Source organism: Rhodococcus sp. MEB041, assembly GCF_030208955.1.
Classification (GTDB): Bacteria; Actinomycetota; Actinomycetes; order Mycobacteriales; family Mycobacteriaceae; genus Rhodococcoides.
The window spans coordinates 434,508-447,797 of the sequence record NZ_JARVSZ010000002.1; the positions used below are offsets into that span (position 1 = coordinate 434,508).

15 protein-coding genes are annotated in these 13,290 nt (G+C 68.8%); 5 read left to right on the top strand and 10 right to left on the bottom strand.

What is annotated here, in order from left to right:
- Position 1: 1 nt before the first annotated feature.
- The 3 genes from QRN16_RS06015 to QRN16_RS06025 are packed head-to-tail and all read right to left on the bottom strand — an operon-like array spanning position 2 to position 2,486.
- Entirely contained in the window at positions 2–856 is an 855-nt protein-coding gene (locus QRN16_RS06015; protein ID WP_285185066.1) for a TrmH family RNA methyltransferase, read from the bottom strand.
- Complete coding sequence (miaA, locus tag QRN16_RS06020) at positions 853–1,767, bottom strand: tRNA (adenosine(37)-N6)-dimethylallyltransferase MiaA (RefSeq protein WP_197027758.1); 915 nt, start codon at positions 1,765–1,767, stop codon at positions 853–855. Before miaA ends, QRN16_RS06015 begins: the two co-directional genes overlap by 4 nt.
- Positions 1,764–2,486, bottom strand: coding sequence for a class III extradiol ring-cleavage dioxygenase family protein (locus QRN16_RS06025; protein WP_285185067.1), 723 nt, complete (start codon positions 2,484–2,486; stop codon positions 1,764–1,766). The genes miaA and QRN16_RS06025 overlap by 4 nt, the downstream gene beginning before the upstream one ends.
- Before the next feature lie 155 nt (positions 2,487–2,641).
- Here QRN16_RS06025 and QRN16_RS06030 point away from each other — a divergent pair, with 155 nt between their 5' ends.
- Positions 2,642–4,099 (top strand): DUF349 domain-containing protein, encoded by a 1,458-nt coding sequence (locus QRN16_RS06030; protein WP_285185068.1) that lies wholly within the window; start codon positions 2,642–2,644, stop codon positions 4,097–4,099.
- Positions 4,100–4,109: 10 nt separating this feature from the next.
- On the opposite strand, the gene QRN16_RS06035 is transcribed toward QRN16_RS06030, so the two are convergent.
- Together QRN16_RS06035 and miaB are read right to left on the bottom strand one after the other, a co-directional pair.
- Positions 4,110–4,691, bottom strand: a complete 582-nt coding sequence (locus QRN16_RS06035; protein ID WP_037185326.1) for an Rv2732c family membrane protein — start codon at positions 4,689–4,691, stop codon at positions 4,110–4,112.
- Entirely contained in the window at positions 4,679–6,220 is a 1,542-nt protein-coding gene (miaB, locus tag QRN16_RS06040; RefSeq protein ID WP_285185069.1) for a tRNA (N6-isopentenyl adenosine(37)-C2)-methylthiotransferase MiaB, read from the bottom strand. Before miaB ends, QRN16_RS06035 begins: the two co-directional genes overlap by 13 nt.
- A gap of 184 nt (positions 6,221–6,404) precedes the next feature.
- Between miaB and gluA the strand changes: the two genes are divergently transcribed.
- The 4 genes from gluA (at position 6,405) to QRN16_RS06060 (ending at position 9,691) form a co-directional block, all read left to right on the top strand.
- Complete coding sequence (gluA, locus tag QRN16_RS06045; protein ID WP_027505130.1) at positions 6,405–7,133, top strand: glutamate ABC transporter ATP-binding protein GluA; 729 nt, start codon at positions 6,405–6,407, stop codon at positions 7,131–7,133.
- A 37-nt stretch (positions 7,134–7,170) separates the two neighbouring features.
- Complete coding sequence (locus QRN16_RS06050; RefSeq protein WP_027505129.1) at positions 7,171–8,004, top strand: glutamate ABC transporter substrate-binding protein; 834 nt, start codon at positions 7,171–7,173, stop codon at positions 8,002–8,004.
- Between the two features lie 86 nt (positions 8,005–8,090).
- Positions 8,091–8,771 (top strand): amino acid ABC transporter permease, encoded by a 681-nt coding sequence (locus QRN16_RS06055; RefSeq protein WP_027505128.1) that lies wholly within the window; start codon positions 8,091–8,093, stop codon positions 8,769–8,771.
- The gene (locus tag QRN16_RS06060) at positions 8,768–9,691 is read left to right on the top strand and encodes an amino acid ABC transporter permease (RefSeq protein ID WP_285185070.1); all 924 of its coding nucleotides are present in this window, start codon (positions 8,768–8,770) and stop codon (positions 9,689–9,691) included. Before QRN16_RS06055 ends, QRN16_RS06060 begins: the two co-directional genes overlap by 4 nt.
- A 4-nt stretch (positions 9,692–9,695) precedes the next feature.
- Here the strand turns inward: QRN16_RS06060 and QRN16_RS06065 are convergent, their stop codons facing one another.
- From QRN16_RS06065 to QRN16_RS06085, 5 genes are all read right to left on the bottom strand, one after another.
- Positions 9,696–10,337: a regulatory protein RecX gene (locus tag QRN16_RS06065; RefSeq protein WP_222645314.1), complete on the bottom strand. Its 642-nt coding sequence runs from the start codon at positions 10,335–10,337 to the stop codon at positions 9,696–9,698.
- A 17-nt stretch (positions 10,338–10,354) separates the two neighbouring features.
- A complete protein-coding gene (recA, locus tag QRN16_RS06070; RefSeq protein ID WP_027505126.1) occupies positions 10,355–11,401 on the bottom strand; it encodes a recombinase RecA in 1,047 nt (348 codons plus the stop codon).
- 166 nt (positions 11,402–11,567) lie between these two features.
- Positions 11,568–11,762 (bottom strand): DUF3046 domain-containing protein, encoded by a 195-nt coding sequence (locus QRN16_RS06075; protein WP_027505125.1) that lies wholly within the window; start codon positions 11,760–11,762, stop codon positions 11,568–11,570.
- A gap of 35 nt (positions 11,763–11,797) precedes the next feature.
- Entirely contained in the window at positions 11,798–12,976 is a 1,179-nt protein-coding gene (locus tag QRN16_RS06080) for a glycosyltransferase (RefSeq protein WP_056444911.1), read from the bottom strand.
- A gap of 34 nt (positions 12,977–13,010) precedes the next feature.
- Positions 13,011–13,184, bottom strand: coding sequence for a hypothetical protein (locus QRN16_RS06085; protein ID WP_285185071.1), 174 nt, complete (start codon positions 13,182–13,184; stop codon positions 13,011–13,013).
- Positions 13,185–13,290 lie beyond the last annotated feature (106 nt).

The window sequence follows — 13,290 nt, forward strand, 5'->3', positions numbered from 1 at the left end:
ATCAGTCTCCCACCGGCGCGGACGTCCGCGCGATCAGCCGTTGGCGGGTGATCTCGTACAGCCCGACGGCGCCGGCGGACGGTGCTCCGAGGGAGCTCGCCGCGCCGCCTATCGGGATGGACACGACGACGTCGCAGGCATCCCGCCACGCGGCACTCATGCCGCGGGTCTCGTTGCCCACCACCAGCACCGTTCCTCCTGTGAAGTCGTGCTCGTGCGCTGCCACCGTGCCGGTCTCGTCGGTGCCCACGATCGTCATGTCGGTGCCCTGCTGCCGCAGCCTGTCCACCATCGCGCGAACCTGCTCCGGACCTCCGACCTGCCCCACTGGGAGTGCGAACAGGGAGCCGGTGGTCGCGCGGACGCACGCGGGATCGAACGGGTCCGCGGCATGCCCGCTGACCAGCAGCCCGGACGCTCCGAAGGCGTCCGAGGACCGGATCAGGGTGCCGAGATTGCCCGGCGACGTCGGCCGATCGAACGCGACCACCACCGGCGCGTCGCCCGTCGGAGTCCAGTGGCCGGGATCGAGGAGCCGGGACCGTGCGAGGAGCAGGACCTCCGGTGGTTGATCGACGCGTTCGCCGAGCTCCGCCATCAACTCCGGCGCGACACCCACCGCGGGCACGCCTGCGGCCCGGCAGCGGTCCACGGTCGACGTGGCCCAGGACGACAGGGAGTCGCCGGTTCGATAGAGCACGGACTCGAGAGGCCACTCGTGCTGGACGGCCAGTGTGACCGGCCGCACTCCCTGCACGAGGAAGACTCCCGCCTTGGTGCGCTTGCCGCGGGTGACGAGGTAGGACTGCCACTGCTGGAACCGCGCGTTCCTCGACAGGACGAGCGCATCGCTCATCGGTGTTCTCCCCTCGTGCGCAGTGCGGCGTCCAGCAGGTCCGATGCGCCCCCGCGCAGCCAGTGCACGCGGGGATCGCGGCCGAACCAGGACCGTTGGCGGCGAACATAGCGACGGGTACCGACGAAGGTCGCCTCGCGCGCGGCCGCCTCGTCGATCTCGCCGTCCAGCAGCTGCAGCACCTGCGCGTAGCCGATCGCTCTCGGGGCGGTGACTCCCTCGCGCAGTCCTCGACCCACGAGGGTCTCGACCTCGGCGACGAGCCCCTCGGCGAACATCGCGTCGGTGCGTGCCGCGATGCGCGCGTCCAGCTCGTCGGTGTCACGGTCGATGCCGAGGACGACGGTGTCCCAGCGCGGCTCGCCGATGGTGGGCGCCGACGCGGCGAACGGCTTCCCGGTGAGGCGTCCCACCTCGAGCGCGCGGACGATGCGTCGGCCGTCGGTCGGCAGGATCGATGCCGCGGCCGCCGGATCGGACTCGGCGAGTGCGCGATGCAGCGCCGCGACCCCCTCGGCGGCGAGCCTGGCCTCGAGTTCGGCACGCACCGCGGCATCCGTGGCCGGGAACTGCCATCGGTCCAGCAGAGCCTGGACGTACATCATCGATCCGCCGACGACGACGGGCACGACGGACTGCTCGAGCAGCTCCTCGATCTCCCGCACCGCGGCGTCCTGGTACGCCGCCACCGTTGCCGTCTCCGTGACGTCCAGGACGTCGAGTCGGTGGTGCGGGATGCCGCGACGCTCCGCGACCGGCGTCTTCGCCGTGCCGATGTCCATGCCTCGGTACTGCTGCATCGCGTCGATGTTCACGATGTGCCCGCCGAGGCGCTCGGCGAGATCGAGCGCGAGGGCCGACTTGCCCGTGGCCGTGGGTCCGATCACCGCGACCGGTGTCGGTCGCGTCACAGCGACCACGAGGCGACGTGATACCCGACTCCGTAGGGGGCACCGCGAAAGAGACTGTGCGGCACCACTCGTGTGGGTCCGACCAGCGTGGCCGCCACCTGCCATGCCACCCGCCCGTCCACGCCGAGGGCATCACACAGAGCAGGGTCCAGGGACGCCAGCGCGTCGACGTCGGCTCTGCCGAGCGCATCGTCGATCGCGTGCTGCACCGCCTCGGCCCGGTCGTCGAACGCGCCGGGCGCCTTGTCGGTCAGGGTCGTCGCCCCGTCACCGACGACGAGCAGCCCCATCGGGCCGGGCGCGGCGTCGACGCGGCCGCGCAGGTCGAGCGCCACCGCCGCCACGTCCTGGACACTCGCGTTCCGAGCGACGAGCTGTACGGGGACCGACCACTGCGGAACAGCCTGCCCGCGGAGCAGCCCGACGGTCAGCGCGGCCAACTCCATCGCGCGATCGACAGGCCCGCGATCCGGGGCGAGACCGACCACGACATCGGCCCCGAAACCGGCGTACGTACCCGCGGCATCGCCGTCGATCCAGGTCGTGGTCGCACCGACCCCGACCCCGATCCAGCCGTGACAGGACTGCCCCAGGTCGTCGCACACCTCGCGCACGGCTGCACGCAGATCGTCCAGTTCGCCTGTGGCGGAACCGGCGAGCTCCGCGAGCAGCAACGGAGGCGACGGGACGAAGGCGAGGGCGGACAGCACGGACGCCACGGTAGTCGACCGTCCGAGGGCGTCCCTTTTCCGCGCGTCCCTCGGGGTTTGCATGGTCGCCGACGCGCGGAGGGGGTTGAATGGGCCGAGAACGACCGAGCAGAGAACCACGTAGCGCCAGGCAGCCGTGACGCGCGGCAGAGACGGAGAGAACCATGACCGAGCACGAGACGACCGAGAACGCCCCCGGCGAGGCGCAGGCGAGCCCCACACCTCCCCGGCCCGGGCCCCGACCGGGTCCTCGACCCGGCGGCGCACCGCGCCCGGCGCCCACCCGGCCCAGTGCCCCGGCCGATCCGTCCGCACCGTCGTCGTCCACAGGCGACGGGGAGTCGCACCCGACGCCGCATCCGGCTGCACACCACGTGCCGACGACGCCCGCTGTCGTCCCGGTCGTCACCGATCCGTCCCGCTGGGGCCGGGTCGACGAGGACGGTTCCGCGTGGGTACGTACCACCGACGGAGAGCGACAGGTCGGTTCCTGGCAGGCCGGTGACGCGGCCGAGGGCCTCGCACACTTCGGGCGCCGCTACGACGATCTCGCCACCGAGGTCGCACTCCTCGAGGCGCGACTCGCCTCCGGCGCCGGCGACGCCAAGAAGACGAAGACCGCCGCCGCCGCGCTCGCCGAGACCCTGCCCACCGCTGCGGTGATCGGCGACATCGACGCGCTGGCGACCCGCCTGCAGGCCGTGATCGAACACTCCGAGGAGGTCGCCGCCGAGCATCGCAAGCGCAAGGACTCCGAGCGGACCGAATCGACGGCACGCAAAGAGGCGCTGGCCGTCGAGGCCGAGACCATCGGCAGCGAATCCACGCAGTGGAAGGCCGCGGGTGACCGTCTTCGCGTGATCCTCGAGGAGTGGAAGACCATCCGCGGCGTCGACCGCAAGGTCGACGACGCCCTGTGGAAGCGCTACTCCAAGGCACGAGAGGCGTTCAACCGCCGCCGCGGCGCGCACTTCGCCGATCTCGACCGCGAACGCGGTGCCGCCAAGGTGCGCAAGGAAGAACTGGTCGCCAAGGCCGAGGAACTGTCGTCGTCCACCGACTGGGTGGGCACCGCGCAGGTGTTCCGCGATCTCCTGACCGAGTGGAAGGCCGCCGGCCGGGCTCCCCGCGACGCCGACGACTCGCTGTGGCAGAAATTCAAGGGCGCCCAGGACGTGTTCTTCGAGGCACGCAACGCGGCTCAGTCCGAGCAGAACGCGGAGTTCGAGCAGAACGCCGAGGCGAAGGAACGGCTGCTGGCCGAGTCCGGTCACATCGACCCGTCCAAGGACATCGAGGCGGCCCGCGCAGCACTGCGGACATTGCAGGACAAGTGGGACGCCATCGGCAAGGTCCCGCGCGAGAAGATGCACGATCTCGAGGGCAAGCTCCGCGCGATCGAGAAGCGCGTCCGCGACGCCGCCGACTCCGAGTGGCGACGCACCGACCCCGAGGCGATGGCGCGCGCGGCTCAGTTCCGCGAGCGGGTCGCGCAGTTCGAGGAGCAGGCCCAGAAGGCCGAGGCCGCGGGCAAGGCCAAGGACGCCGAGAAGGCCCGTGCGCAGGCACAGCAGTGGCGCGAGTGGGCCGACGCCGCCGACAGCGCCCTCGGCGGTCTGTGACTCCGGAGGATCAGTTGTCGCGGCGCCGGGACGTGTCCAGCACGTTCTCGCGCCGCGCCTCGTCCATCACGGCCGCGTCCCGCCGGGCGGCGGCAGCCGCCCACTGAGCGTTGGAGCGGTTCCACACCACCTTGAACCAGTGGAACGCCAGCACGACCACGAGCAACCAGCCGAGGACGAGGCCCAGCCCGGGGCCGGCCCCGGTGAGGCCGACAGGAACGGTCTGACGCGACCAGATGGCCAGGATGCCCAGCACCGTCGCCACCCCGGACCCGTAGAGCGCGACCCAGGCCAGCGCCCAGCGTTGAGTGACCAGGGCGAGAGCCGAGAAGCCGACCGCGAACACCAGGGTCAGCCACACGAAGATGCGTGACGGCAGTGCCACCGACTCCGCCACGGCGTCCTCGTCGTGCACCAGCACGTCCCACGCGTTGGCCGAACCTGTGTGCGGCAGTGCGAAGCTCAGTAGCAGCAACAACACGACCACTGCCACGACGACGGCGCGGACCCCCGGGTCGATACGACCCGAGATCCGCTTCTCGGCGGCCGCCGGATCGGACCCGGTCGTCGGCTCGGTACTCACAGTGAACATCCCATCGTCGTGACCGGCTCGGGCGCCGGGGCGCCGACGGACGGCAACCCCAACCCGACACCGACCGGTGCGGTCCGGGGCATCGTGCCCCGCTCGTGTCGGTCGCCGGCCGTGGTGCGCCGGTGCGAGCGCACCGGGACGTCGGCGACCAGGTGGTACGGCTTCGCGTCGGTCACCGTGGTGACGACGACGTCGCCGGGCCGGACGGCGCGATCGATGGCGCCCGTCGGGGTGAAGTGCACGAGTCGCCCGTCGCGGGTGCGTCCACTCATCCGCTCGGTGACGGCGTTCTTGCGTCCGGCCCCGTCGGCGACGAGCAACTCCACCTCGGTTCCGACGACCCGACGGTTCTCCTCGTGGGAGATCTCCTCCTGCAGAGCGGCGAGCCGCTCGTAGCGTTCCTGCACGACGGCCTTCGTCACCTGATCCGGCATGTCGGCGGCCGGCGTTCCCGGTCGCTTGGAGTACTGGAACGTGTAGGCGCTGCTGAAGCGAGCGCGACGGACGACGTCGAGGGTCTCCTGGAAGTCCTCCTCGGTCTCCCCGGGGAAGCCCACGATGATGTCCGTCGTCAGTGACGCGTGCGGGATGGCTTCGCGCACCCGGTCGATGATGCCGAGGAACTTCTCCTTGCGGTACGAGCGGCGCATGGCACGCAGCACGCGGTCCGATCCGGACTGCAGAGGCATGTGCAGCGTCGGGCACACGTTGGGCGTCGACGCCATCGCCTCGATGACGTCGTCGGTGAACTCGGCGGGATGCGGCGAGGTGAACCGGACGCGCTCGAGACCGTCGACCTCCCCGCACGCGCGCAGGAGCGATGCGAACGCACCCCGGTCACGCGGCTGCTCGGGATCCGCGAACGAGGCGCCGTACGCGTTGACGTTCTGTCCGAGCAGCGTCACCTCGAGCACGCCCTCGTCGACGAGGGCCTGCACCTCGGCGAGGATGTCGCCCGGCCTGCGGTCGACCTCCTTGCCGCGCAGTGCGGGCACGATGCAGAAGGTGCAGGTGTTGTTGCACCCCACCGAGATGGACACCCACCCGGAGTAGGCGGAGTCGCGCTTGGCCGGGAGAGTCGAGGGGAACGCGTCCAGTGACTCGAGGATCTCGACCTCGGCGCGCTGGTTGTGGCGCGCCCGGTCGAGCAGCGCCGGCAGGGATCCGATGTTCTGGGTGCCGAACACGACGTCCACCCACGGCGCCTTCGTGACCACGACGTCGCGGTCTTTCTGTGCGAGGCACCCACCGACGGCGATCTGCATGTCGGGGTTCTCGTCCTTGGCCGGCCGGAGTTGGCCGAGGTTGCCGTACAACTTGTTGTCGGCGTTCTCGCGTACCGCACACGTGTTGAAGACGACGAGATCGGGGGACGACCCGGAGTCGGCCTTCTCGTAACCAGCCTCCTCGAGAAGGCCGGACAGTCGTTCGGAATCGTGCACGTTCATCTGGCAGCCGTACGTGCGCACCTCGTAGGTGCGCGCAGTCCCGGACCGCGCAGGCAGAGTCTGGGTGTCGATCGTGTCCACCCCTCCAGGGTACGGCGGCGCACGTACCCGACTCACCGAGCGGTCCGAGTAAAGTTTCCATTACATATACGCGGTCCCCGCACCAAAACGAGCAGTGGCGGAGGAAACTACCTCTAGGGTCATCGCCATGACCCACCCTGACGGCGAGCGCGAACATCGCTCGTCCACAGCATCGTCTGCCCCCATGATCGCGATGCACGGCGTGCAGAAGCACTTCGGTGATCTGCACGTCCTCAAGGACATCGAACTCGACGTTCCCAGCGGCCAGGTCGTCATCGTCCTCGGCCCCTCCGGGTCGGGTAAATCGACGTTGTGCCGCACCATCAACCGGCTCGAGCCCGTCGACGAGGGCACCATCGAGGTCGACGGCAAGGCACTTCCCTCCGAGGGCAAGTCGCTCGCCGCGCTCCGCGCGGACGTCGGCATGGTCTTCCAGTCCTTCAATCTTTTCGCGCACAAGACGATTCGTGAGAACGTCATGCTCGGGCCGACGAAGGTCCGCAAGATGAAGAAGGACGAGGCCGAGAAGACCGCGCAGCGTCTGCTCGAACGCGTCGGCATCGCCAACCAGGCCGACAAGTACCCGGCGCAGCTCTCCGGCGGCCAGCAACAACGTGTCGCCATCGCGCGTGCACTCGCCATGAACCCCAAGGTGATGCTCTTCGACGAGCCGACCTCGGCGCTCGATCCCGAGATGGTCAACGAGGTGCTCGACGTCATGACGTCGCTGGCCAAGGAGGGCATGACCATGGTGGTCGTGACCCACGAGATGGGCTTCGCCCGACGCGCCGGCGACCGTGTCATCTTCATGGCCGACGGCCAGATCGTCGAGGACACCGATCCCGAGACCTTCTTCACCACACCGAAGTCCGATCGCGCCAAGGATTTCCTCGGCAAGATCCTGAGTCACTGATCTCCCACCCGCTCGTCCCAACTTCTGGAGGATCTCGATGAGAATCACACGTACCGCCCGTGTCGGCGTCGCCGCACTCGCGCTCGCCTTCGCCGCCACCGCGTGTGGTGGCGACGAGGCCACCAGCGCGTCGTCCAGCGCCGAGAGCGGCAAGCTGACCGTCGGCATCAAGTTCGACCAGCCGGGCCTGGGCCTGCGCACCCCCGACGGCTCGTTCAGCGGCTTCGACGTCGAGGTCGCGAAGTACGTCGCCGGCAAGCTCGGTGTCACGCCGGAGAACATCACGTTCAAGGAGTCGCCGTCGGCGCAGCGCGAGACGCTGATCGAGAACGGTGAGGTCGACTACATCGTCGCCACCTACTCGATCACCGACGCCCGCAAGGAGAAGGTCGACTTCGCCGGACCGTACTTCGTCGCCGGACAGTCGCTCCTCGTTGCCGACGGCAACACCGACATCACGGGCCCCGAGTCGCTCAGCGGTGGCAAGCGCCTCTGCTCCGTCTCCGGCTCCACCCCCGCGCAGAAGGTCAAGGACCAGTACGCGCAGGACGTGCAGCTGCAGGAGTTCGACACCTACTCCGCCTGTGTCGAGGCACTGCGCAACGGCGCCGTCGACGCGGTCACGACCGACGACATCATCCTGGCCGGCTACGCGGCTCAGTACCCGGGTGAGCTCAAGGTGGTCGGCGAGCCGTTCACCGAGGAGCGCTACGGCATCGGCCTGGCCAAGGGCGACGACGAGACCCGCACCAAGATCAACGACGCGATCGACGCCATGATCGAGGACGGGTCGTGGCAGAAGGCATTCGAGGACACCGTCGGACCGTCCGGGTACCCGCTGCCCGCACAGCCGACCGTCGATCGCTACTGATCACCACTCTTCGCGAGACCCGAACGGGCGGTTCACACCGGTGAACCGCCCGTTCGACTCGTCACCGCTCTCGGAAGGAGTCGCCGGTGGACATACTGAGTGACTACGCGCCCGAACTCCTCGACGCGTTCTGGATGACGATCAAGCTGACGGTGCTCTCCGCCATCGGCGCTCTCGTCCTCGGCACCCTGCTCGCGGCGATGCGGGTCTCCCCCGTTCCCGTCGCGCGGTGGATCGGTGCCACCTACGTCACCATCTTCCGCAACACCCCGCTCACGCTGATCCTGCTGTTCTGCGCCTTCGGCCTCTACCAGACCCTGGGCGTCACGCTCGCCGATCAGGCGTCCCCGACCGGCCAGGCGGACAACAACTTCCGGCTCGCCGTGCTCGGTCTGAGCATCTACACGGCCTCGTTCGTGTGCGAGTCGCTGCGGTCCGGAATCAACACGGTGAACGTCGGGCAGGCGGAGGCCGGGCGTTCGCTCGGTCTGACGTTCTCGCAGAACCTGCGCTTCATCGTGCTCCCCCAGGCGTTCCGTGCGGTCATCGGCCCGCTGGGCAGCGTGCTCATCGCCCTGACGAAGAACACGACCGTCGCCGCGGCGATCGGCGTCCTCGAAGCGGCCATTCTGATGAAGGAGATGATCGAGAACGAGGCGGCGATCTTCGTCGTCGGCGGTATCTTCGCGCTCGGCTTCGTCATCCTGACCTTCCCCACCGGCCTCTTCTTCGGCTACCTCGGCAAGCGATTGGCGGTTGCCCGATGACCACAGCGAACGCACCTCTGAGCACCGAGGCACCGCCCAAGAAGGTCGCCTCCGCCGAACGCGCCACCGTTCTCTACGACGCTCCGGGGCCCCGCGCCAAGGTGCGCAATCACATCATCTCGGCCGTCGTGCTCGTCCTGGTACTGCTGGCGGCGTACGTGATCTACGCGAAGCTGGACGAGAAGGGCCAGTTGACATCGGAGAAGTGGAGCCCGTTCGTCGAGTCGTCGACCTGGAGGACGTACCTGGTTCCCGGCATCCAGGGCACCCTGGTCGCCGCGGGGCTGTCGATCGTGCTGGCGCTGATTCTGGGCGCGGTCCTGGGCATCGCGCGCCTGTCGGACCACCGCCCGGTGCGGCTGGTCGCCGGATTCTTCGTCGAACTGTTCCGCGCCATCCCGGTGCTGATCCTGATGATCTTCCTGTACCAGTTCTTCGCCGAGTACCAGGTGTTCAAGTCCCGCTACCTGGCCCTGGCCGCGGTGGTGACGGGCCTGACGCTCTACAACGGCTCGGTCATCGCCGAGATCGTGCGGTCGGGCATCCAGTCCCTGCCGAAGGGTCAGACCGAGGCGGCCATGGCCATCGGCCTGCGCAAGGGCCAGATCATGCGCATGATCCTGCTTCCCCAGGCCGTGACCGCGATGTTGCCGGCCATCATCTCGCAGATGGTGGTGGCGCTGAAGGACTCCGCGTTGGGGTACATCATCGGCTATGTCGAGGTGGTCCGGTCGGGCCAGCAGGTCGGTGCCTTCTACGGCAACTTCCTGCCGGCGCTGATCATCGTGGCCATCATCATGATCATCCTGAACTCGCTGCTGACGTACCTCGCCACGAAGGTGGAGAAGCGACTGCGACGAGCGAAGAAGAGTCCGGTTCCTGTCGATCAGGGTGCCGCCATGGGTGGCGCGACAGTCTGACGTTCTAGTACTCGAGGCCTTCGGAATCGTTTCCGAGGGCCTCGAGTTCTGTCCGAACCACGTCGAAGGCCATGCCCTGGGCGAACCCGCGACGCGCGAGCATCGACACGAGCTTGCGCACCACCTTGTCGCGTTGCGCACGCCGCTCCCGCGGATCCTCGATCTCCTCGTTCAGAGCGGACAGCAGAGCCGGGGCCCGGAGCTTCTTGACGACCAGTTCGCGCGCACGCTCCCGCTCGTCCTCGGGCTCGATCGTGTCGAGTGCCTCGGTGGCCAGCACCGGATCGATTCCCTTGGTGCGTAGTTCTGTGCGCAGCGCCTGCTTGCCTCGGCCCGAGTACGTATGTCGCGAGCGGACCCACTGATGGGCGAAGTCGCGATCGTCGACCAGCTTGATCTCGGTCAGCCTGTCGAGCACGGACGTGATGATCTCGTCCGTGAATCCTTTGGCGGCCAACCGCTGTTCGAGCTCGGCGCGGCTCCGGGCGCGATCGGTGAGCAACCGCAACGCGGCATCCTTGGCCTGCACCGCCGTGCCCCCGCCCGGGGGCGGCGTCTCGCCCGATCGGCGGCCGGAACGGGACCGGGCGCCCGACGTACGTCGGGCGCCCGGTGCACGCGAGTCCGGAAACTCGTCGTCGTTCACAGTCGAGAGACCTGCTGTCAGAAGTCGACCGGAGCAGCGACGGCCTCGTCGGGCGTACGCACGTCTGCACCGATGCCGAGCTTCTCCTTGATCTTCTTCTCGATCTCGTCACGGATGTCGGTGTTCTCGAGCAGGAACTTGCGAGCGTTCTCCTTGCCCTGGCCCAGCTGATCACCCTCGTAGGTGAACCAGGAGCCGGACTTGCGCACGAAGCCGTGCTCGACACCCATGTCGATGAGCGAGCCTTCCTTGCTGATGCCCTTGCCGTACAGGATGTCGAACTCGGCCTGCTTGAACGGCGGCGACACCTTGTTCTTGACCACCTTGACGCGGGTGCGGTTACCGACTGCGTCGGTTCCGTCCTTGAGCGTCTCGATACGACGGATGTCCAGGCGCACCGATGCGTAGAACTTCAGCGCCTTACCGCCCGTCGTGGTCTCGGGCGAGCCGAACATGACGCCGATTTTCTCGCGCAGCTGGTTGATGAAGATGACCGTGGTGCCGGACGAGCTGATGGCGCCGGTGATCTTGCGCAGGGCCTGGCTCATCAGGCGGGCCTGCAGACCGACGTGACTGTCACCCATCTCGCCCTCGATCTCGGCACGGGGAACCAGGGCTGCCACGGAGTCCACGACCAGGATGTCGATGGCACCGGACCGGATCAGCATGTCCGCGATCTCGAGTGCCTGCTCACCGGTGTCCGGCTGGGAGACCAGCAGCGCGTCGGTGTCGACACCGAGCTTGGCGGCGTAGTCCGGATCGAGAGCGTGCTCCGCGTCGATGAACGCGGCGATGCCGCCGGCGGCCTGTGCGTTGGCGACCGCGTGGAGCGCGACCGTCGTCTTACCCGAGGACTCCGGGCCGTAGACCTCGACGATGCGGCCGCGCGGGAGTCCGCCGATGCCGAGCGCGACGTCCAACGCGATCGAACCCGTGGGGATGACGGCGATGGGCACACGGGCCTCGTCGCCGAGACGCATGACCGACCCCTTGCCGAAGTTCTTGTCGATCTGCGCGAGCGCGAGATCGAGCGCCTTGTCCCGATCGTATGCAGCTGCAGCCATCATGGTCTCCTTCTCGAAGTTCTTGTCCCCGAAGCGTCTGTACCCCGTCGATCTGTCGCCAAGGTAGAGGGGGGTACCGACAAGAACCGCTGCCGTGCGATTCCCGTCGACTCTGCACACGACTATAAGCGAACAGGTGTTCGATACCCAGCGACACGCCGGAGGTTCACCACCGCGATCGGGGAACGTCGAACTCGACGCACAGTGCGCGCCACACGTCCTTCGGATCCTCGCCGTCCTCGATGGCCTGCGCGGCGGTGCGGTTCCCGAGGCTCAGCAGCAGGTGGTCGACCAGCATCGAGTCCCCGGTCACGGTTCCGAACTGTTCGGCGACACGGTCGTGGAAGTCGGTCAGGCGCACCATGTCACCGTAACCCGGGACGTCCGCGCTCCCCCTCAGCGCGGGCGGGAGTCGACGATCACGCTGCGGCACACCGCGACGGGATCCTCGACCGCGGCGGCGGTCGCCGCGGCACGACCTGCCGCGGCGGCGTACGTCGAGTCGTTCAGCACCCGGTCGATCGCCTCCGCCACGGCGTCGGCGGACACCGGACGCACGATCGTGGCGCTTCCTTGCCGGGCCGCGCGGTTGGCCAGTTCCCACTGATCTCCCCCGCCGGGGATCACGACCACCGGGACGCCGGCGGACAGCGCCTTCGCCAACATCCCGTGGCCGCCGCCGCACACCACGACCGACGCCAGCGGCAGCAGCGCGTCCTGGCGCCCCAGTCCGCCCACCGCCCAGGACGGTAGACCGGCCGGAACGTCGTCCACCGTGGTGATCACCAGTCGACGACTCCGGCCGCGCGCACGTGAGGCCGCCGTCGCCTCGACAGTGGCCTCGACCATGGACACGGCGCCGGTCGCGGCCGTCGACGGTGCCAGCAGGATCAGCGGTTCGGTCCCCGGCGGCGGGTCGAGGAGAGCGGTCGTCGGCTCCCACAACAACGGACCGACGACCCGCGCCTCGGCCGGCCAGTCCGTCCGCGGCACCTCGAGCGCGGGGATGGTCGCGACGAGGCGCCGCGCGGGGCCGGGGTCCGACGCGGGCAGACCGACGCCCTCGCGCGCCCGAGCGCGCTGCGCCAGCCCCGCTCGGACGGAGCGGTCGGTCAGAGCTCGCATCACGGTGTCCCGCAACCGACCTCGCAGTCCCGTGCCCGGTGCGAGGCCACTCCCGATCGGGGGCAACGACACGGAGGGCCGGTAGAGCGGGTGCGGAGACAGTTCCACCCAGGGAACTCCCAGCCGCTCGGCGGCGAGACCGCCGCCGGCCGTGAGAATGTCCGAGACCACCAGATCGGGAGCCGACTCGGAGAGCACCGGCAGCAGCATCGAGGACATGTGGGCCGCTCGCTCGTGAATTCTGCGGCCGGCGTCCGCGTCGTCGTCCTCGGGCCGCGGTTCCAGTCCCGGCAGCAGGCGAGTGTCCACCCCGTCCGCTCGCGCGGCGTCGAGCCACCGATGGCCGGTGTAGACCACGGCCGTCTCTCCTGCGGCCGTCAGCGCCTTCGCGAGCGCGATGGCAGGGAAGGCGTGCCCCGCATCGGGGCCGGCGACCACCGCGACGAGCATGGGCGAAGCCTAGGTCAGCGCGGCACCGGGGACGTCAGAAGGGTGACTTCGCCGAGTCGCGATCGCCGCTCATCGCGCGGAAGAGGAAGTAGAGACCGGTTCCCACCACGGCCAGCGCCACCAGGGGGAACAGCGCCTTCAGCAGGGCGCCGAGAACGACGACGCCGATCCACACCAGAACGATCGCACCGAGAATCTTCCAGAACATGTCGAACTCCTTCTCGTCGGGGACTCCCGTCGCCGGCCGCGGTGGAGGTCACCGGCGATCCGTCGACGAGTTCGACACTGCCAGAACCGAACTGGCACAGCACCGA

What these genes read in the sequence shown, in the direction of transcription:
- QRN16_RS06015 (WP_285185066.1), bottom strand. Translation starts at nt 856, where the DNA reads ATGAGCGATGCGCTCGTCCTGTCGAGGAACGCGCGGTTCCAGCAGTGG.
- QRN16_RS06030 (WP_285185068.1), top strand. Translation starts at nt 2,642, where the DNA reads ATGACCGAGCACGAGACGACCGAGAACGCCCCCGGCGAGGCGCAGGCG.
- QRN16_RS06085 (WP_285185071.1), bottom strand. Translation starts at nt 13,184, where the DNA reads ATGTTCTGGAAGATTCTCGGTGCGATCGTTCTGGTGTGGATCGGCGTC.
- QRN16_RS06050 (WP_027505129.1), top strand. Translation starts at nt 7,171, where the DNA reads ATGAGAATCACACGTACCGCCCGTGTCGGCGTCGCCGCACTCGCGCTC.
- recA (WP_027505126.1), bottom strand. Translation starts at nt 11,401, where the DNA reads ATGGCTGCAGCTGCATACGATCGGGACAAGGCGCTCGATCTCGCGCTC.
- QRN16_RS06060 (WP_285185070.1), top strand. Translation starts at nt 8,768, where the DNA reads ATGACCACAGCGAACGCACCTCTGAGCACCGAGGCACCGCCCAAGAAG.
- QRN16_RS06080 (WP_056444911.1), bottom strand. Translation starts at nt 12,976, where the DNA reads ATGCTCGTCGCGGTGGTCGCCGGCCCCGATGCGGGGCACGCCTTCCCT.
- gluA (WP_027505130.1), top strand. Translation starts at nt 6,405, where the DNA reads ATGATCGCGATGCACGGCGTGCAGAAGCACTTCGGTGATCTGCACGTC.
- QRN16_RS06035 (WP_037185326.1), bottom strand. Translation starts at nt 4,691, where the DNA reads ATGTTCACTGTGAGTACCGAGCCGACGACCGGGTCCGATCCGGCGGCC.